This window comes from Bacillus sp. PK3-037, assembly GCF_054161355.1.
The window spans coordinates 1,161,327-1,180,179 of the sequence record NZ_CP096408.1 but is presented as its reverse complement, the minus strand read 5'-3'; the positions used below and the strand labels follow the sequence as shown (position 1 = coordinate 1,180,179).

The 18,853-nt window shown below is 42.9% G+C and carries 19 protein-coding genes and 1 other annotated feature; of the genes, 3 read left to right on the top strand and 16 right to left on the bottom strand.

What is annotated here, in order from left to right; genetic code table 11:
• The first annotated feature begins 9 nt into the window (after positions 1-9).
• Entirely contained in the window at positions 10-1,308 is a 1,299-nt protein-coding gene (melA, locus tag M1D69_RS06100; RefSeq protein ID WP_458104272.1) for an alpha-galactosidase MelA, read from the top strand.
• Positions 1,309-1,331: 23 nt separating this feature from the next.
• On the opposite strand, the gene M1D69_RS06095 is transcribed toward melA, so the two are convergent.
• From M1D69_RS06095 to M1D69_RS06085, 3 genes are all read right to left on the bottom strand, one after another.
• A complete protein-coding gene (locus M1D69_RS06095) occupies positions 1,332-1,643 on the bottom strand; it encodes a rhodanese-like domain-containing protein (RefSeq protein WP_458104273.1) in 312 nt (103 codons plus the stop codon).
• 116 nt (positions 1,644-1,759) lie between these two features.
• The gene (gene leuS / locus M1D69_RS06090; RefSeq protein WP_458104274.1) at positions 1,760-4,174 is read right to left on the bottom strand and encodes a leucine--tRNA ligase; all 2,415 of its coding nucleotides are present in this window, start codon (positions 4,172-4,174) and stop codon (positions 1,760-1,762) included.
• 110 nt (positions 4,175-4,284) lie between these two features.
• Positions 4,285-4,499: a binding site (T-box leader), on the bottom strand.
• Positions 4,500-4,602: 103 nt separating this feature from the next.
• Positions 4,603-4,938: a DUF4257 domain-containing protein gene (locus M1D69_RS06085; RefSeq protein WP_003223352.1), complete on the bottom strand. Its 336-nt coding sequence runs from the start codon at positions 4,936-4,938 to the stop codon at positions 4,603-4,605.
• A gap of 402 nt (positions 4,939-5,340) precedes the next feature.
• Between M1D69_RS06085 and M1D69_RS06080 the strand changes: the two genes are divergently transcribed.
• The gene (locus tag M1D69_RS06080) at positions 5,341-6,126 is read left to right on the top strand and encodes a blue-light photoreceptor (protein ID WP_458104275.1); all 786 of its coding nucleotides are present in this window, start codon (positions 5,341-5,343) and stop codon (positions 6,124-6,126) included.
• Positions 6,127-6,156: 30 nt separating this feature from the next.
• Here M1D69_RS06080 and M1D69_RS06075 read toward each other — a convergent pair whose 3' ends face one another.
• Positions 6,157-7,350 (bottom strand): MDR family MFS transporter, encoded by a 1,194-nt coding sequence (locus M1D69_RS06075; protein ID WP_458104276.1) that lies wholly within the window; start codon positions 7,348-7,350, stop codon positions 6,157-6,159.
• Between the two features lie 188 nt (positions 7,351-7,538).
• Between M1D69_RS06075 and M1D69_RS06070 the strand changes: the two genes are divergently transcribed.
• On the top strand, positions 7,539-8,285 hold the full coding sequence (locus tag M1D69_RS06070) for an LMBR1 domain-containing protein (RefSeq protein ID WP_458104277.1): 747 nt from the start codon (positions 7,539-7,541) through the stop codon (positions 8,283-8,285).
• A gap of 36 nt (positions 8,286-8,321) precedes the next feature.
• Here M1D69_RS06070 and M1D69_RS06065 read toward each other — a convergent pair whose 3' ends face one another.
• The 12 genes from M1D69_RS06065 to M1D69_RS06010 all read right to left on the bottom strand — a co-directional run bounded on the left by M1D69_RS06065 (position 8,322) and on the right by M1D69_RS06010 (position 18,766).
• Positions 8,322-10,262, bottom strand: coding sequence for an FtsX-like permease family protein (locus tag M1D69_RS06065; RefSeq protein WP_458104278.1), 1,941 nt, complete (start codon positions 10,260-10,262; stop codon positions 8,322-8,324).
• Positions 10,252-11,013, bottom strand: a complete 762-nt coding sequence (gene bceA / locus M1D69_RS06060; RefSeq protein ID WP_024122567.1) for a bacitracin ABC transporter ATP-binding protein BceA — start codon at positions 11,011-11,013, stop codon at positions 10,252-10,254. The genes M1D69_RS06065 and bceA overlap by 11 nt, the downstream gene beginning before the upstream one ends.
• A gap of 101 nt (positions 11,014-11,114) precedes the next feature.
• Positions 11,115-12,119, bottom strand: coding sequence for an ATP-binding protein (locus tag M1D69_RS06055; protein WP_458104279.1), 1,005 nt, complete (start codon positions 12,117-12,119; stop codon positions 11,115-11,117).
• Positions 12,112-12,807 carry a winged helix-turn-helix domain-containing protein gene (locus tag M1D69_RS06050; protein WP_458106192.1) on the bottom strand — a complete coding sequence of 232 codons (696 nt, stop codon included), beginning with the start codon at positions 12,805-12,807 and terminating at the stop codon, positions 12,112-12,114. Before M1D69_RS06050 ends, M1D69_RS06055 begins: the two co-directional genes overlap by 8 nt.
• A gap of 99 nt (positions 12,808-12,906) precedes the next feature.
• A complete protein-coding gene (ytrF, locus tag M1D69_RS06045; protein ID WP_458104280.1) occupies positions 12,907-14,217 on the bottom strand; it encodes an ABC transporter permease YtrF in 1,311 nt (436 codons plus the stop codon).
• Positions 14,207-14,902, bottom strand: a complete 696-nt coding sequence (gene ytrE, locus M1D69_RS06040; RefSeq protein WP_044153726.1) for an ABC transporter ATP-binding protein YtrE — start codon at positions 14,900-14,902, stop codon at positions 14,207-14,209. The genes ytrF and ytrE overlap by 11 nt, the downstream gene beginning before the upstream one ends.
• A gap of 14 nt (positions 14,903-14,916) precedes the next feature.
• Complete coding sequence (locus M1D69_RS06035; protein WP_458104281.1) at positions 14,917-15,894, bottom strand: ABC transporter permease; 978 nt, start codon at positions 15,892-15,894, stop codon at positions 14,917-14,919.
• A 30-nt stretch (positions 15,895-15,924) separates the two neighbouring features.
• Positions 15,925-16,911: an ABC transporter permease YtrC gene (ytrC, locus tag M1D69_RS06030; RefSeq protein ID WP_458104282.1), complete on the bottom strand. Its 987-nt coding sequence runs from the start codon at positions 16,909-16,911 to the stop codon at positions 15,925-15,927.
• Positions 16,905-17,783, bottom strand: coding sequence for an ABC transporter ATP-binding protein YtrB (gene ytrB / locus M1D69_RS06025; RefSeq protein WP_044153718.1), 879 nt, complete (start codon positions 17,781-17,783; stop codon positions 16,905-16,907). The genes ytrC and ytrB overlap by 7 nt, the downstream gene beginning before the upstream one ends.
• Complete coding sequence (gene ytrA / locus M1D69_RS06020) at positions 17,776-18,168, bottom strand: GntR family transcriptional regulator YtrA (protein WP_024122575.1); 393 nt, start codon at positions 18,166-18,168, stop codon at positions 17,776-17,778. Before ytrA ends, ytrB begins: the two co-directional genes overlap by 8 nt.
• A gap of 33 nt (positions 18,169-18,201) precedes the next feature.
• Positions 18,202-18,339: a hypothetical protein gene (locus tag M1D69_RS06015; RefSeq protein WP_063623039.1), complete on the bottom strand. Its 138-nt coding sequence runs from the start codon at positions 18,337-18,339 to the stop codon at positions 18,202-18,204.
• 154 nt (positions 18,340-18,493) lie between these two features.
• The gene (locus tag M1D69_RS06010) at positions 18,494-18,766 is read right to left on the bottom strand and encodes a YtzC family protein (RefSeq protein ID WP_458104283.1); all 273 of its coding nucleotides are present in this window, start codon (positions 18,764-18,766) and stop codon (positions 18,494-18,496) included.
• Positions 18,767-18,853 lie beyond the last annotated feature (87 nt).

Genomic DNA, 18,853 nt, shown 5'->3' with positions numbered 1-18,853 from the left:
GGAACCGACATGAAAAAAATCACATTTATCGGTGCAGGGAGCACAATTTTCGCAAAAAATGTTTTAGGAGACTGCTTGTTAACGGAGGCGTTAAATGGATTTGAATTTGCGCTTTACGACATTGACCCAAAACGTTTGCAGGAATCTCAGCTTATGCTCGAAAATTTGAGAGACCGCTATAATCCGAGCGTGGTTATCAACAGCTATGACGACAGAAAACTGGCTTTGCAGCAAGCGGGCTATGTGATTAATGCCATTCAGGTTGGAGGCTATAAACCAAGCACAGTCATCGATTTTGAGATTCCTAAACGATACGGATTGCGTCAGACGATTGCCGACACGGTGGGCATCGGCGGGATATTCAGATCACTCAGGACAATCCCCGTGTTATTTGATATCGCAAGAGATATTGAGGAAATGTGTCCCGACGCCTGGTTTTTAAACTATACAAACCCAATGGCCTCCCTGACTGGCGCTATGCTTCGCTATACGGATGTGAAAACGATCGGGCTGTGCCACAGCGTCCAAGTGTGCACAAGAGATTTATTGAGATCTCTCGGTATGGAGCATGACGGGATTGAAGAACGCATCGCAGGCATCAATCATATGGCATGGCTGTTGGAAGTGAAAAAGGACGGCGCTGATTTATATCCCGAAATCAAAAAGAGAGCGAGAGAAAAGCAAAAAACAAAGCATCATGACATGGTGCGATTTGAATTGATGGATAAGTTCGGTTATTACGTCACGGAATCTTCTGAGCACAACGCAGAATACCATCCTTATTTTATTAAGCGGAATTATCCTGAATTGATCAACGAGCTGCAGATCCCGCTGGACGAATATCCAAGAAGATGCGTGAAACAGATAGAAGATTGGGAGAAAATGAGGGATGACATTGTTAACAATAAAAACCTCGCCCATAAACGCTCAAAGGAATATGGCTCAAGAATAATAGAAGCAATGGAAACGAATCAGCCGTTCACCTTCGGAGGAAACGTCTTAAATACAGGACTCATCACAAACCTTCCTTCCAAAGCGGTAGTCGAAGTGACATGCGTCGCCGACAGAAAAAAAATAACCCCGTGCTTTGCCGGAGAACTGCCTGAGCAGCTCGCAGCATTAAACAGAACGAATATCAACACACAGCTGATGACCATTGAAGCTGCTGTTACACGAAAAAAAGAAGCTGTTTACCAGGCAGCCATGCTTGACCCGCATACAAGCGCGGAGCTGTCCATCAATGACATTATTTCTATGTGTGATGATTTATTTGAAGCGCACGGCGATTGGCTTCCAGCATACAAATAAAAAAACTAGGGGTGATCTCTCCCCTAGTTTTTCGGTTTCGTTTCGCCATCCCAGGCCATCATGCCGCCTTCTACGTTGACTGTTTTAAAACCTTGCTCATCCAAATACCTGCAGACATTCATGCTGCGCATCCCTGATCGGCAGATAAAAGTGTACTCTTTGTCTTTATCGAGGGTGTCCATTTTTTCAGGAATATCCCCCATGCGAATATGAACCGCTTGCGGGATCATGCCTTCCGCAACCTCTTCATCTTCTCTGACATCAATCAAATACAATTCTTCATCCGCCTCGATTTTTTCTTTCAAAGCGGCTGTGCTGATTTCTTTTATTTCCAAAGAAAACACTCCTATTCACCAATAATCATGTTCAGTATATCAAAGTCAGCCGGACGATTGCTATTCAGAGACTGATGAAAAAAATCCCCTTTTTGACAAAGGGGATTTTTCCAGGATTAGTTTGCCACAATATTGACAAGCTTGCCAGGCACCGCGATGATTTTACGAATGGTTTTGCCTTCAAGCTGCTCTTTGACCTTTTCATCTGCTTGAGCAAGCTGTTCCAGCTGTTCCTTCGTCGCATCTGCAGGAACCTGTAGTTTCGCTTTCACTTTTCCGTTCAGCTGAACAACGATTTCAACTTCGTCGTCAACAAGTTTTGCTTCATCATATACAGGCCAAGCCTCATATGCAATCGTACCGCTATGGCCCAATTTCTCCCACAGCTCTTCCGCGAGGTGAGGCGCGATAGGAGAAAGAAGCTTCACAAAGCCTTCCATATATTCCTTCGGCAGCTCTGACGCTTTATAGGCTTCGTTGATAAAGACCATCAGCTGAGAAATACCTGTGTTAAAACGCAGGCCCTCATAGTGGTCTGTCACTTTCATGACTGTTTCATGATAGACGCGCTCCAATGTTTCACCGGCGCCTTCAACGATTTTGCCATTAAGCTCACCGCTGTCTTCAACAAACAAGCGCCATACGCGGTCAAGGAAGCGGCGCGCGCCGTCTAAGCCTGATTCAGACCAGGCAATTGAAGCATCAAGCGGTCCCATGAACATTTCGTACAATCTCAGCGTATCAGCGCCGTGAGATGCAACGATTTCATCAGGGTTGACAACGTTCCCTTTTGACTTACTCATTTTCTCGTTGTTTTCACCGAGAATCATTCCTTGGTTATACAGCTTTTGGAACGGTTCTTTCGTCGGCACGACACCGATATCATAAAGGAACTTGTGCCAGAAACGGGCATACAGAAGGTGAAGCACAGCATGCTCCGCGCCGCCGATATACATATCAACCGGAAGCCATTTTTCCATTTTCTCAGGTGATGCCAGCTGATCCGGATTGTGCGGATCAATGTAGCGCAAGAAATACCAGCAGCTTCCCGCCCATTGCGGCATTGTATTCGTTTCTCTTCTTCCTTTTTTCCCTGTTTCAGGGTCTGTGACTTCAACCCACTCTTTAATGTTCGCAAGCGGTGATTCGCCGGTGCCGCTCGGTTTGATTTCGTTTGTTTTCGGCAGAATCAGCGGCAGTTCTTCCTCCGGCACAGCTGTTGACGTTCCGTCCTCCCAATGAATGATCGGAATCGGCTCGCCCCAGTAACGCTGGCGGCTGAAGAGCCAGTCGCGCAGACGGTAAGTGACTTTCTTTTCGCCGTTTTTCGTTTCTTCCAGCCAAGCGATCATTTTTTCAATCGCTTCCTGTTTATTAAGTCCGTTCAGGAAGTCAGAGTTTACGTGCTCTCCGTCGCCTGTATACGCTTCTTCCTCAACATTTCCGCCTTTCACGACTTCCTTGACTGGAAGGCCGAATGTGTTGGCGAATTCAAAATCACGCTCATCATGACCGGGAACAGCCATGACTGCACCTGTTCCGTATGAAGCAAGAACATAATCCGCGATCCAGATCGGCAGTTTTTCATCGTTTACAGGATTGATCGCATAAGCTCCCGTGAATACGCCTGTCTTTGTTTTCGCGAGATCCGTACGCTCAAGATCACTTTTTGATTGAATTTCTTTGATATATGCTTCAACAGCTTCTTTTTGCTCAGCCGTTGTGATGTTTTCCACCAATGCATGCTCCGGAGCAAGTACAGTGTATGTAGCGCCAAACAATGTATCAGGTCTTGTTGTAAACACCGTAAATGATTCATCATGTCCGTCTATGCCAAAATGAACGTGCGCACCTTCAGAACGGCCGATCCAGTTGCGCTGCATGTCTTTAATGCTCTCCGGCCAATCAAGCTCTTCCAAGTCATCAAGAAGCCTGTCCGCATAAGCTGTGATTTTCAGCATCCACTGCTTCATCGGGCGTCTTTCGACCGGATGGCCGCCGCGTTCACTCTTTCCGTCGATGACTTCTTCGTTGGCAAGAACCGTACCGAGTGCAGGGCACCAGTTTACCGGCACCTCATCAACATAAGCAAGGCCCTTTTCATAAAGCTTTAAGAAAATCCATTGTGTCCATTTATAGTATTCAGGATCTGTCGTGTTGATTTCACGATCCCAATCATATGAAAAACCGAGCGCCTGAATTTGGCGGCGGAAATTATCAATATTCTGCTTCGTAAACACTGCCGGGTCATTCCCGGTGTCGAGAGCGTATTGCTCAGCCGGCAGACCGAAAGCGTCCCAGCCCATCGGATGAAGAACGTCATACCCCTGCATGCGCTTCATGCGGGAGAGGATATCCGTCGCTGTATAGCCTTCAGGGTGTCCGACGTGCAGACCCGCTCCAGACGGATAAGGAAACATGTCGAGCGCGTAAAATTTTTGTTTCTCATTATGATCAAGAGTGGCAAATGTTTTGTTTTCCAGCCAATAATTTTGCCATTTCTTTTCTATCTCTTTGTGCTGAAAACTCAAAGTAAAAACCTCCTTCTGATTGAATACGGCGTTTTATGGTTCAAGTATTGACGGGAAAGGGATAATTATATTCAGAATATTCCCAAACTAAAAAAAACTCCCTCATCCCTAAAAGGGACGAGAGACTTTCGTTTTCCCGCGGTACCACCCTCGTTAGCGCGGCAGACGCCGCACTCACTTGATACTTTTAACGCAGTTATGCGTCAGCGGCTTTTCACCGCTGCAACTCTGAGGTGAGTTCGGAAACAAACTTGATTGACTTTCACCAGCCGTCAACTCTCTGAAACAATATCTGCTTCTTACTGCTCCTCTTCATTGTTCTTATCGCAACCGTAATCTTAACTGTATTTTATAGAATTCTGTTCATAAGTGCAAGCAGGTTTGTATACAATGGGAATGTACCCTGAACGGGCGAAGATTGAGGACAATTATTCTGGTGGAGTTTTGGTTTGACGTTTCGACTCGGCCGGTTCGCCGCCGCTGTTCATTTCTCTTACAAAATCAAAGCTTCTGAGAACAGCTTCACCGCCGTAGCCTGAGATAATGGATAAGATGACAAGTTGAATTCCTGAATCGGGGTCAGCGGATAATACAAGTAAAATGGAAGCTGTCATGCCGATAAACCAATCTTCCAAAAATCCAAGGTAGATAAACCGCTTCGTCATTCTGGGCTTCTCCAGCCTGCCTCTCTTTTTCACATGACCGAGAATCCCCATGATTCCTCCAATTACACAAGCAATAAGTACCTGATGCAGCATCTTCATCATCACCTTCCTAAAGCCCTTATTTCGTAAAGCGACTTCAGGCCATCCAGCCCCCTTAAACGATTCCGATGATTTTCGATATCTACATACTGGCAAATCTGAAAAAAGCTTGTTTCTTCCATTATATGTGAACACATGATCGGTAAGCTTGATGCATTGGATTCATTTTTCACCCAGTGACATTGACCTAGTCACCTATTTAGCATGTAGAAACCTTTCCGTTCATATGTTCAAACTCTGTTCTTATTTTTAGTGTATACGAGGACAAGCCCTAATGACAAACAACAAACTGCGCTTGCTTGAATCAGAACATGTGTTGTGCTACGGTTACTGTAGAATTCATTAAAAAAAGGGGAATATCAGGCTTTCGCATAGCAAGCTGGCGGCCTAAGGGGGAATTATATGGCTAGTTTTCAATCATTCGGAATAAAAGGACAGCTGGACATCATCAAAAAAGCGCTTGATCACGCGCGAGTCGGTGTAGTGATTACAGATCCTTCACTTGAAGATAATCCGATTGTCTACGTAAACCAAGGCTTTGTTCAAATGACCGGCTATGAGGCCGAGGAAATTTTAGGAAAGAACTGCCGCTTCTTACAGGGGAAAGATACAGACGCTGGTGAAGTGGACAACATCAGAGCCGGTTTACAAAATAAAGAACCGGTTACAGTTCAGATTCAAAACTACACAAAAGACGGAACGATGTTCTGGAATGAGTTAAATATTGATCCGCTGGAAATAGAAGACAAAACCTATTTTGTCGGAATTCAAAAAGACATCACCAAGCAAAAAGAGTATGAAAAGCTTCTCGAGGATTCCCTCACAGAAATTACTGCACTTTCAACTCCTATTGTGCCGATTCGCAACGGCATTTCGGCTCTTCCGCTAGTCGGCAACCTGACAGAGGAGCGATTTAATTCCATCGTCAGCACATTGACGAATATCTTATCAACATCCAAAGATGATTATTTGATCATTGATTTATCAGGATTGGCCCAAGTAAATGAACAAACCGCCGACCAGATTTTCAAGCTGAGCCATTTGCTGAAATTGACCGGAACCGAATTAATCATTACCGGCATTAAGCCCGAATTGGCCATGAAGATGAATAAACTGGATGCCAATTTTTCATCGCTGAAAACATATTCTAATGTAAAGGATGCCGTGAACGTGCTTCCGATTATGTAAAAAGATCCCGCTCATCCGGCGGGATCTTTCTTATGAAGAAACTGAAGCTTGCTTATTCGCTTTATCAGCTGATTTTAACCGTTTGTCGTATAAAATCGTCGTCGCTATGCTGATCATAAGCAAAATCAAAAGTGATAAAACAAGAGCGTGAATGCCGGAATGATCGACGAGCACTCCTCCGAACAAAGGCCCTATCATTCTGCCACCTGTCGCAGCGCTGTTCACAAACCCTTGATAAAACCCTTCTTTCCCTTTAGGTGCAAGCTGGTTGGCAATCGTCGGCACGGCAGGCCAAACAAGCATTTCCCCGATGGTCAAGATCACCATGGCAGCCAGAAACATTGGAAATTGCTTCGCAGTCAGCAGCATGCTGTAAGACACAATAAAAATGACAAAACCAATGATCATTTGCGCTTTCAGCGACTCAGCCCATTTTTTCACAAAAAAGCTGACAAGCGGCTGTCCAACCACAATTAAAATTCCGTTAATTGTCCACAGCACACTATATAACGAAAGTGACATTCCGATGCTTTGCGTGTACGATGCAATGGTGGTAGACCATTGAGAATATGCCAGCCATCCGAGCACATACCCGCTGCTCAATATGACCAGAGCCGTAAATTTCGCTTTGCTGCTTACAGCGTCATAATCAAGCACAGACGTTTGAGACACATCCTTCGTCTGAATGTTTCGAAATCCGAAATATACGATAAAGAAAAAGACCACATACAGCGCGGCATTCGCCAAAAATACATATGAAAACGAGAAAGACGCCACCACGCCGCCAAGCGCAGAACCGACGGCGACACCCGCGTTTTGCGCGACATAAATCGCATTAAATGCCCTTCTTCCCCCTTCAGGCCACACTGATCCAGCCATTGCGTAACTGGCCGGAAAAACAACACCCGAACCAAACCCGACAATCGTAAGGAGCACAATATAAAACGGCCAATCATGAAAAAAGACGAGACCCACCAGACTTGCTAACGTAATCGCGATTCCGAGCATGATGGATTTGAACCCGCCGATTTTATCAAACAAAAACCCGCCGCATAAATTCCCTGCCACACTGGCGCCGGAATTCAGCATAAGGACAATCCCCGCGACCGTTAACGACTTTCCTAAATGATTATGAATATAGATCGTGTTAAGCGGCCATAAAAAGGATGCCCCTGTCACATTAATAAACATCCCTATCACTAAAATTTTCAATGCGCGCGGCATACTGATCCCCCTTTCTTATCTATAAAAGCTCATGAAAAAACGGAAACCTCAACAGGCTCCGTACGAATCCAGTTATCATAGCACATTCATTCTATCTGTCTATCTCATATTTTTCAACAGATGAGTGTGAAAAAATCTAACAAATATTGCTCAAAAATTGTAAAATAAATAGAAAAGGGGTAAATTTCATGGAAATGGCATTCGCGTTCCTCGGTTTTTTTCTATTTCTCTTTTCGCTTGGCTATGGAGTGTACCATCTCGTCAGATATGTGCTGAAAAAAGAAAAACGATTCTCTAAAAAACTCTTTTGGCCGCTTTTTATCGGAGGTCTCATTCTGCTCTTCACCGGAGCAGCTTTGTCAGAACCTGACGCTGCCGCAGCAAATGCCGATAAAAAATATTCAGCACTAAACACTGAATATAAAAGTCTTAAACAAGAGCATGAAGCACTTGAGAAAGAGTATGAAGCCATCAGCTCTGAAGCAAAGAAACTGAAAGACGACACAAAAGATCAAGACAAGCTCAAGCAGCTGGAGAAAGAAAATAGTGAACTAAAAAAGACTCAGAAATCATTAAAAGCAGAAAATAAAGAACTTCAAGAAAAACAAAAACAGCTCAAAGATGATACCAAAACAGCAAAGGCTGAAAATGAAACCCTTCAACAAGATAAAACAAAACTTGAAAAGCAATTAAAAGAGGCACAAAACCGAACAGCCAGCACAAAAGAAAGCAGCGAACATTCTTCAACCAGCACAAATAAAAGCAACGAAACCAGCTCAGCTGATACAGCAGAAGGCTGTCTTATCAAAGGCAGCAAAAACGGCATTTATCATACGCCGGGCAGTACATACTATGACCGGACGACAGACCCTGCTGAAATGTTTTGTTCAGTTAAAGAGGCTGAGGCAGCCGGGTATCGGGCGCCGAAACGATAAACAAAAAGCTCCAGTTTCTCTGGAGCTTTTACTGATTTACAATGCCGACTTAATCACCTTTTTATAGTAAAGAACCGACAGAATACCGAAAATAGAATAGAGTGCAGTATATAACACCATCACCATAATCATCGGCGACCATACCTCTGATCCGAATAAGAACCAGCCGGATTGAACGGCAAAGTAACTGTGAAAGAGGCCGATCACCAATGGAATGCCGAAGTTATACATTTGTTTGATGCGTATCCCCTTCAGCAGGTCGCCCTGTGTAAAACCGAGTTTTCTTAGGATGGTATAATTCGGTTTTTCTTCTTCACTTTCACCCATTTGTTTAAAGTAAAGGATACATCCCGAGGTGATGAGAAATGTTAATCCTAAGAAACCAACGATGAACATGACCATACCAAAAAGAGATTTTTGCGCAATACTTGTATCCAGCCTTGATAAATGCAGATCTTTCTTGTTCACCTTTTGAAAAAGCTCATTTGCTTTTTCAAGCTGATCCCCATGTTTCATATTAATGCCGATAAATTCAGATTGCGCCAGCTGAATGCGAGGGTCTTTATCTTTATTCAGCTGTTTAAACAGGTTGTCATCCACTATGACCGCGGGCATTCCCCCGCTTGTAAACGTGTAGGATACAAGAAACTCTTCTCTTAATCCTTTATAGTGTAATGATTGTGTCTCATTCTTGCTTTTGACTTTAATGCTGCCGGAGTCTTTTAAAACCATTATTTTTTGCAGCAAGTCGGTGTATCCTGAGAAAACCGCCTCCCCAGCCGCCACATCGACTCCTTTTACATCTTTATCGCTAACAACAGCGAGCTGTGTGTTACCGGGATCGCCCTGCATCTCTTTCTGGGTTCCATCCATGATATTTGTGAGATCAAAAGACGATTGCAGGACAGGCATTTCTTTTTTGACGTACGAGATGTCATTTTCACTCAAACTGCTTTCAAACTGTTTGGCATCTTTCTCATTCATGAATGAAAAATCCGCCGCTACATTTTGTTCAGCAGTCTTTTCTGCCGAGTAATACGAAATATAAGCAAGGGATAACAGCCCGATGGCGAGCGCTGAAACGGTTGTGATAATTGTCAGCAGCAAAGCGTTCGATTTCATCCTGAACATAATCGATGACAGTGACAGAACCTCTGAGATATTCAAGTACCCGCCCTTGCTTTTCCGAATGATGTTCGAGATAAACGTAACCGATCCTTTATAAAAGAGAAACGTCCCGATAATGACGGACCCTAAGATAAAACTCATTGCGAAAAACAGTTCATTTATGGTCTTGAATTTTCCGCTAAACAGTTCGGAAGAGACGTAGTATCCCGTTAAAATCAACACGATGCCCAGCGCCCCGATCAGCATCTGGAAAAAAGAGATTCTCTTCACTTTATCCTCAGTGGAAGACGTTACTTTAAACAAAGATAAAATGCTTTGTTTTTTGATAAACGTATAATTCATGATCATAATCAAAAGGTAAATGCCGCAGAACACAATGATTGTTTGAACCAAGGCTTGCTCAGATAAGTGCAGTTTCGCATCAGCTTTGACATCGACGATTTTGAACAAGATCATGAGCACAAGCTTTGAGATTGAAAATCCGGCAAAAACCCCGATGGCTAACGAGCCGAAATACAGCATGATATTTTCCGCACTTAAGATACGAAAGATTTTGTGCTTTGTCATTCCGATTAATTGAAACAGCCCGATCTCTTTACTCCGCCTTTTAATAAAAATGGTATTGGCGTACAAAATAAAGATTGATACAACAGCCACAAGCAAAATTGAAGCGGTTTTAATTGCCGCGGCGCCTTTTATGGAAGCTTTTACTTCATTAATGGCCGGGTCATATTGGAGTGTGACAAATGCGAAATAAAGCGCCACACTAAAGATTAAAGCAAACACATAGAGATAATAATTCCTGATATTCTTTTTCAGATTTCGCAGAATAAGCTGATTAATGTTCATGCTGCACCCCGCCTAACACGCCTTGTGTTTTCATGATATCCTGGAAAAACGTCTGCCTGTCTTGGCCCCCTTTATTCAGCTGCGTATACATCAGGCCATCCTTAATAAAAATGACTCTGCCGCAGTAGCTCGCTGCAACGGGATCATGGGTAACCATAATAATTGTGGCGCTTCGTTTTTGATTGAGCTGGCTCAGCTTGTTTAATAGATCAGAGGCCGATTTCGAATCAAGCGCGCCGGTCGGTTCATCAGCGAAAATAATGCTCGGGTCATGAATAAACGCTCTCCCGGCGGATGTTCTTTGCTTCTGGCCGCCGGAAATTTCATTCGGATACTTATCCCGCAATTCATAAATTCCCAATTCCTTCGCCACTTCCTCAAACTTGCGGTTTGCTTCCTTTTTTGATATTTTCGTGATCGATAACGGCAGAAGGATATTTTCTTTCACTGTTAATGTGTCTAATAAATTGTAATCCTGAAAGATAAAGCCTAAGTGCTGTTTTCTAAATTCAGCCAGCTGCTTTTCCTTCAAGGACGTCATTTCGTTTCCGTTAATATTGATCGTTCCGTGACTGACCTTATCAATCGAGGACAGAACGTTAAGCAAAGTCGTTTTGCCCGAACCCGAAGCACCCATAATACTGACGAATTCGCCCTTTTCAATGTGAATATCGATGCCTTTCAGCACTTCCTGTTTATTTAGCTTGTTACCATAGCTTTTTCGAATTTTATTCGCTTCTAAAATCATCATTTCCGTAGTCTCCTTTATATTGGATACTGTTATTATAAAAAGGATTGCCGGGCTTTTCCTTCGATTAGGCGAACAAAAAAGAAAAGCATGTGACATTTTCGTCACACGCTAATGACACGTTCGAATTGATTTCGTTTCGGAAAGGTTAAAGTAAAGGTTGTTCCATCCCCAAGCTCTGAATGCACATCGATATCGATCAGCAACGTTCCTGCGGCTCTCTTCGCCAGATACAGCCCCATGCCTGTAGAAGACTGATTATGATGATCGGTTGTAGATGTAAACCCTTTATCAAAAATTCGTGAGACATCTTTCCTGTCAATGCCCCGTCCAAAATCTTTCACCTCAAGAACCTTCCGTTCGTCTTTTTCATAGCTGTTGATCACAATATCAGCGGCTTCACTGTATTTTACGGCGTTGGTCAGCAGCTGCCTGATGATAAAGGCCAGCCATTTCGCATCGCTTAAGACTTCCTCTGCCTCCAGCTGAATGTCAAAACCGATTCCTTTCTGTATACACCACGATTGCAAGTCTCTGATCTCTTTGATAATCAAGGGCTTAAGCTTGATCATCTCTAAAGACAGATCATTTTCGATAAAGGACATGCGCTTTTGATGAAGCTGCTGATCAAGAAGCAGATGGATGCGCAGCCACTCATACGATAGCTGGGATTTTAATGATGGGTCTTCCATCCGCTCGATGATTAAATGCAGCGCTGTTAATGGCGTTTTGACCTCATGTATCCACGCCATCAGTTCATCTTTTTCATTTTCTAATGCCAAGCGATTCCGCAATGCAGATTGCTTCAATTGTTCCGTTTGTCCGGTGATGCTTTTTTCAATCATCACTTCAAACGGCGTCTCCGGTTCACTTATGGCTGTGACATCGAGATTATTTTCCCATTCTTCGAGGCTTTTATAGAATGCGGTTTCTTTCCGAAAACGGATGATAACAAACACAACAAAGATCAGGACACACAAATAAACAATATAAAGAACATTTTTTAATGGAATAGACGGATCGACAAAGGCAATCAGCAAAATCAGAATTTGCTGCAGCAAAAATGCGGCAATCCAGCTTCGTCTTTCGATGAGGAATGCTTTAATCATAGAAATGATCCTTTTCCTTCGCCATGTAGCCTTGGCCGACTTTCGTCTCGATATATGTTCCAAGCTGCAGTTCGTCCAGTTTTTTCCGCAGGCGATTGACATTGACGGTCAGTGTATTATCGCTGACAAAACGCTCATCATTCCACAAGCTTCTGATTAACTCCTCACGGCTGACAATCTTGTTTTTTTGTTCAATTAAGTGTTTTAAAATAAACATTTCATTTTTAGTCAGTTCAACAGAGCCTTCGTCATTGCTGACGAGATTCTGCTCCGCGTCTACAGCAGCCCCGCACCAGGTTTTGATCGTGCTCGGCTCCGTATTATAATGATGCACGCGCCGGAAAATCGCTTGAATTTTCGCAATCAGCACATCAAAATGAAACGGCTTTTGAATAAAGTCATCCGCTCCCAGCTGCATCGACATGACCATATCAGCAGGGTGGTCACGAGAGGATAAAAAGAGAATCGGAACATTTGACCGGGAACGGATCAGCCGGCACCAATGAAACCCGTCAAATTTAGGGAGCTGAACATCAATAATGACGCAATCGGGTTTGATTGACGCAAATTCCTGCATTACTTGGCTGAAATCCTGTATGCCGTATACATCATAGGACCATCCCGTTAAACGCTCCTTGATTTCATGAAACAGCGATTTATCATCTTCTATCAGCAAAAGTTTAAACAATGGACTCACCGCACTTTTTCCTTTTTTATGTCAAGTGTATAGCAAATCTTGTTGATGCGCTATACAGAAAAGCCGGCTGGTTCAGCCGGCTTTTTCTGATTACAACTCTCTTCTTAATGCTGTCAGCACGTTGGTTTTTGTTGCTTTTCGGGCCGGGTTCATACCCGAGATCACAGCGACACCGCCGCAAATCACAACCGCAATGATGACAAGGCTGAGGGGAATATAAGAAAACGTATAATTCAGATCGCCCGCTTCGCCTCCGCTTGTCGCCGCGAGAATCATCGGAACGGCAAGGTTGACAAGGTAGCTCACGCCGTAAGAAATGATTATGCCAACCACACAGCCTAAAATTCCGATATACGCGCTTTCCATCAAGAACATTCGGCGAATGATAGACGGACTCGCCCCGATCGCTTTCATAATGCCGATCTCCTGCGTTCTTTCTGTCACCGCCATCGTCATCGTGTTAAATATCCCAATGGCTGAAATGATAACCGCGATACATCCGACAAAGATCAAGCCGATTTTGAAGACCATGAAGAAGGTGTTGGCTCCCTCAAGTTCGGTAGTCACTGATGTGACATAGTATCCGTCATCTGTCAGATCATTTGTCAGCTGTTCCACATTCTCAAATTTATCAGCAAAAACGCCAATTTTATTTTCAACGTTTCCGCCTTTAAAATCTAAGAATTCCGAAAAATCTTTTTTGAATTGATCACTGATGAAAATGTTTGAGTCCTCCATCCAGTCTTGAGATGGTTTTTTTGTAATACCGACAATTTTAAAGTCATATGTTTTTGTTTTTGTAACATCCCCTGTTTTAGGATCTGTTTTTGATACACTTAATTCAATCGTTTTGTTCAGGATGTCTTTCGTATAACCCTTTGGTTCTTCTATATCTTCGGGGTTTCCATTTGCTTCCTCGATTTTTTTGTTATATGCTTCCGATTCTTTTTTCGTCAATAATCTCTTTGCAAAGTCGTATCCTACTACGATTTCATTTTCCGACTTTGCGACTCTTCCTTTTTCTAATTCCATATTGGCCTTTAATTCATCATTCATATTGGTAAAGATAAGATTAGAGCTTTCATTTGTGCGATTGCCTAAAGTTGCTTTGTTTGGCTCATACACTTGCGTTCGTTCTACAACAGACCTTACATGATCATACTTCTCTAAATCAGCTTTTTTAATAGGCTTATCCCCTTCCTTGCCCATTACACTGACTTTAGTCACAATTTGCTGGCTCATCGTCATATCTGTGATTGTCTTTTGAATCCCGAATCCAACCGACGACAGCACAACCAAAAACGCACACGCCATTGTTGTCGCAAGAATTGTCATAAAGACGCGGAGCCTGTTTTTCTTCATATTTCTTCTGATAAAATGAACCTGATCCTTAAATCTCAACGGTAATACCCCCTTTTAACACACCGTCATGCAGCTGGAATTTTGAGTGTCCGATTGAAGCCACTTCATCGTCATGGGTAATCATCACAAATGTAATGCCCCGCTCACGGTTCAGCTGCTGAATCAATTCAAGCACTTCCTGTTCCGTTTCTGAATCTAGACTTCCCGTCGGCTCATCCGCTAAAATAATCGACGGATTTAAAATCAGCGCTCTCGCAATGCTGACACGCTGCTGCTGTCCGCCCGACAGTTCATTCGGATAATGAGCGGCATGGTTTTCAAGACCGACGCGCTTCAGCATATCCTGTACCTTTTGCTTGCGCTCAGACGGTTTGATCCCTTTTAGCGCCAGCGGCATTTCCACATTCTCATACGTCGTTAAGCCCGGGATGAGCTGAAAGCTTTGAAAAATAAACCCAAAGTGTTCAAGGCGGAACTGAGCCCATTCCTTCTCATTAAAGCCCGTGACATCAGTTCCGTTAATCACAATACGCCCTTTTGTCGGTGAGATGTAACCTGATATCAAATTCAGAAGCGTTGACTTCCCCGACCCGCTTCGTCCGACAATACAGGCGATTTCCCCTTTCGCAACAGTCAACGAGACATCTTTTAAGACAGGCACTTCATTCTCACGGCCCTTTTTTCCGATCGTGAAAGAATGGTTAATATGCTGAACATCAATCATCTTTTCTCTCTCCCTTATAAATGTTTTGTTTTTTTATAAATCGCAAAGTAGCTGATAAGAAAACCAATCACGGCGCCAGCAGCCATGCCAAATATGTAGCCGGCGAAGCTTTCCGTTGCGGCAAATCCAAAATACCCGAAGCCCATGATTCCAATGATAATGACAATGACCTGTACCGGGCGGTCAAGCGGTTTCCACAAAAAGAAATATCCATTCCGTTCATTAGACAGTTTGACAAAACTGATGTAGCCGATAATGTAAAAGATGATCGTCATGATGGCCGGAATCACCAAATAATATGGAGAATCCTCAACCCAGTTCGGCACAACGTAAGTAACCGGGAATAGATACTGCACCCATTCGGGCACAGGACCATGTATAAACTCTACTGTTCCGCCAAGAAGGATTTCCAGGTTGATAGCAGGAAGAGTTATGAGCAAAAAAGGCAAAATCGTAACAGTAGCTGAAACCAAAAGCTGTGCAAAAGTATGGCCTGTCAAAGCTCCCCCCGCCATGACCAGAGAATAAGCCAGCAAGCTGACGATGATCATTCCAAGGCTGTAGTGATGAAAATAAACGGCTTGCTCGGGTTTCAAAAGCACTAGGAGCAAAACGGATAATACATATCCAAAAATTTGCGGTGCCGCAATCACCATCCCGCCGGTAAGGAACTTCGTATTAAATATCTGGCCTCTCGTATAAGGAAGGCTTAATGTAAAATCAAAAAGGCCCTTGCTTCGTTCTATTCCAAGCTGGCTGACAGCCAGTACGACACCCCAAATCCAAAACAGCGAGATAAATGTGCCATTTAAATAGTTAATCGTAAATACGCAGGTTCCGACCCACTCATTCTGATTAGCCACGCAGCCTTGGTATGAGATGTACGTATTTAATACAGTAAAAGGATTGCTAAGCATAAATACCAAAAAAATCATGGTTAACAGAGCTTTATTTTGCTTCCACTCTTTATAAAACAGCCCGGAATCCGGCACATCACTTCCCTCCCAACTGAAAGCACTTCTTTAATGTTTTGTTTTCTTATAAATTGCAAAGTAGCTTACAAAAAAGCCGACAACCGCACCAATGATCATTCCAAAAATGTAACCAATCATGGAATGTCCGGCAGAATATCCAAACAAACCAAATCCGAGAATGCCAAAAATGATAACCAAAACTTGTACCGGACGGTCTAATCTCTTCCAAATGAAAAAGTATCCGTTTCGCTCACTTGCATGCTTTTTAAAGCTGATATAGCCAATCAAGTAAAACATAATGCTCAAAATAGCCGGAATCAATAAAGTAAATCTGTTATCGAAAAGCCAGTCATTTTCAACATAAATAAAAGGAAATAGATACATAAATTTGTTTTCCAACTCGTCATAACCTTTTATGGAAGAGAAAAACTCATATATATGGAAATTAAAAACGATCTCTAAATTGTTTATCGGTAATGCAATAATTAAATACGGCAATATAGCTGCAGAAAACGTCGTTAACAGTTGGGCAAAAGAATTTCCAGTCAACGCTCCGGAGGCCATCACCAGTGAAAAAGCCATAAAACTAATCACGATTACTCCAACGCTGCTATGCTCAAAATAGTTGACGTGTTCAGGGCTATAAACAAGAATTAGCAGCCATGCAAGTAAAAAGCCAATCAATTGTGACAGCACAATCACAAAACCGCCTAACCAAAATTTCGTCTGGAAAATTTGGCTTCTGTTATATGGAAGGCTTAATATAAAATCCATCGTGCCTTTCGAACGTTCCATTCCCAGGAAGCAAACCGCCAAAATGACACCCGGCACCCAGTTGATATCTATCAGATTGCTTATGGAATAATCCACAATAAAATCACAATATTGCGGGTCTTGGCGATCAAGACATCCTTGATAAGACAAATACGTATTAACGATAGAGAGGGGATTTGCCAGCACCAAAAACACAATACTTAACACAATCACCACTTGATTCTGCTTCCACTCTCGATAGAGGAGACCTCGGTCTACCATCTCCGCTTCCCTCCAAACTTCGCAATGAATACTTCTTCTAGGTTGACAGGAAGCTCATTCCACACTTTTGGCTTCAGCTCTCTCAAAAAGCTCTTGTTCTTCTCATCGCTTTTCGGGATCAGCACCGTGTAAAACACACCGGCCTGATCGAGCATCGGAATGTTTTGCTCTCTGATGGCCAAATTGACATCTGTATCAAACGCCATTTGAATTTTGATGTATTCTTCTTTTAGCTCATCAAGATCCATCACATTCGTCAGTCTGTTATCTTCAAGAAAACCAATTCGGTTGCACATCCGCTCTATGTCCTCAAGCCGGTGAGAAGTGATCAGAATGCTCGTATCACGCTCCGCCACTTCATCGACCATCAGCTGCAGCACATCATGCCTTGTCACCGCGTCAATGCCGTCCGTCGGCTCATCAAGGAGAATCAGCGCCGGTCTCGCCGCAAATGACAGAACGAGCGAAAGCTGTTTTTTCAAACCTGTCGACAGCTCGCGGTATTTTTTCGTTTCCGGAATTTCGTATCTGTTCATCAGCTCATTCGCGTACGTGACATCAAATTTGGGATAAATTCTTCTTAGGATATCGACTAGCTGCTTGTATGTATACTTGTCGTAAAAAGGATTTTGAACAGGCATGTAGATGATATTCTGTTTGACCTTCGGATGCTTTTTGATTTCTACGCCATCAAATAAAATCGTCCCGCTGTCGGCGAAAATGATTTGCTGGATTAAGCGAAGCATTGTTGTTTTTCCTGACCCATTGCGGCCGAGCAGCCCGAAGATTTCTCCTTTTTCAATTGTTAATGAAACATCTTTTAATACTTGATTTCCGTCAATCGTTTTTGACAGCTGTCTTAATTCAATCATCGCTCTTACCCCCTTTCACATCAGCGCTGATTTCTTTTATCCATTCTTGCAGTTTATCCAGCTCAACCCCCGCATAATGTGCATCGATGATGAGCTGTTTGAGTTGCTCTTTAATCATCGTCATCTTCCCTTCAACCAGTGTCGTTTTTGCATTTTCCGATATATAGGTCCCTCTGCCACGCAGCGTTTCAATAATCCCCTCTCGCTCAAGCTCTTTGTACGCTTTGCTGACAGTATTCGGATTCGCAATAATGATCGTCGCCAATTCTCTGACAGAAGGAAGCTTATCACCAGGCTTCATGATCCCTTTCAAACAAAGCTCTTTCATTTGCTGAATAATTTGTTCGTAAATGGGCGTTGAGCTTCTTGGATCGATTTGAATCATTTACTTCCCTACTTTCTATACGATCTGAACCTTTTATAGATAAAACTGATCAATTATACTTTTTTGACATTCAAAACCGATCATTACAAGAACAAGAAAAAAAGAACAAGCGATCACAGATGCCGCGATCAGCATTGGCACGTTACGTTTGTTTTGTTTTTTATGTTTCATAACTGCCTCCCTTAATTTCAATATATAAATGACTTTTCATCAGTGTCTATAGTGTATTACTTCAATTAGTACACTTAATACAATAAATACTTTGACGCACAAAGTCAATCCTTTTTTTACAAAAAAACGGACCCTTATCAAAAGGGTCCGTTTCTTACACATCAAGAGGGTGCTGCAAGATCATATTATTTTGCAAAGCTTGAAGCTGAAGTCTCATTCTGTACAGCTGTTCCCTCTGCTGATCATTTGATGACAGCCATAGTTTATTCAAGGCATTTACCGCATTTTCAATCTGCATTTGCGCATCACTGTATTCTTGGTCGTTATAATGCTCTTGTTTAGAAGCGATTTTCAGCTGTTCTTCAGCATAATCATAAACCTGCATACATTGTTGGAGATGTTCATCTACTGATTGTCTTGTTGCCACAGTAACCCCTCCTCTTGGTAATGGAAACAATCCATCATCCATAGTGTAGCCTCATCAGACATGATTCAATAAAGAAATTTATGGTCG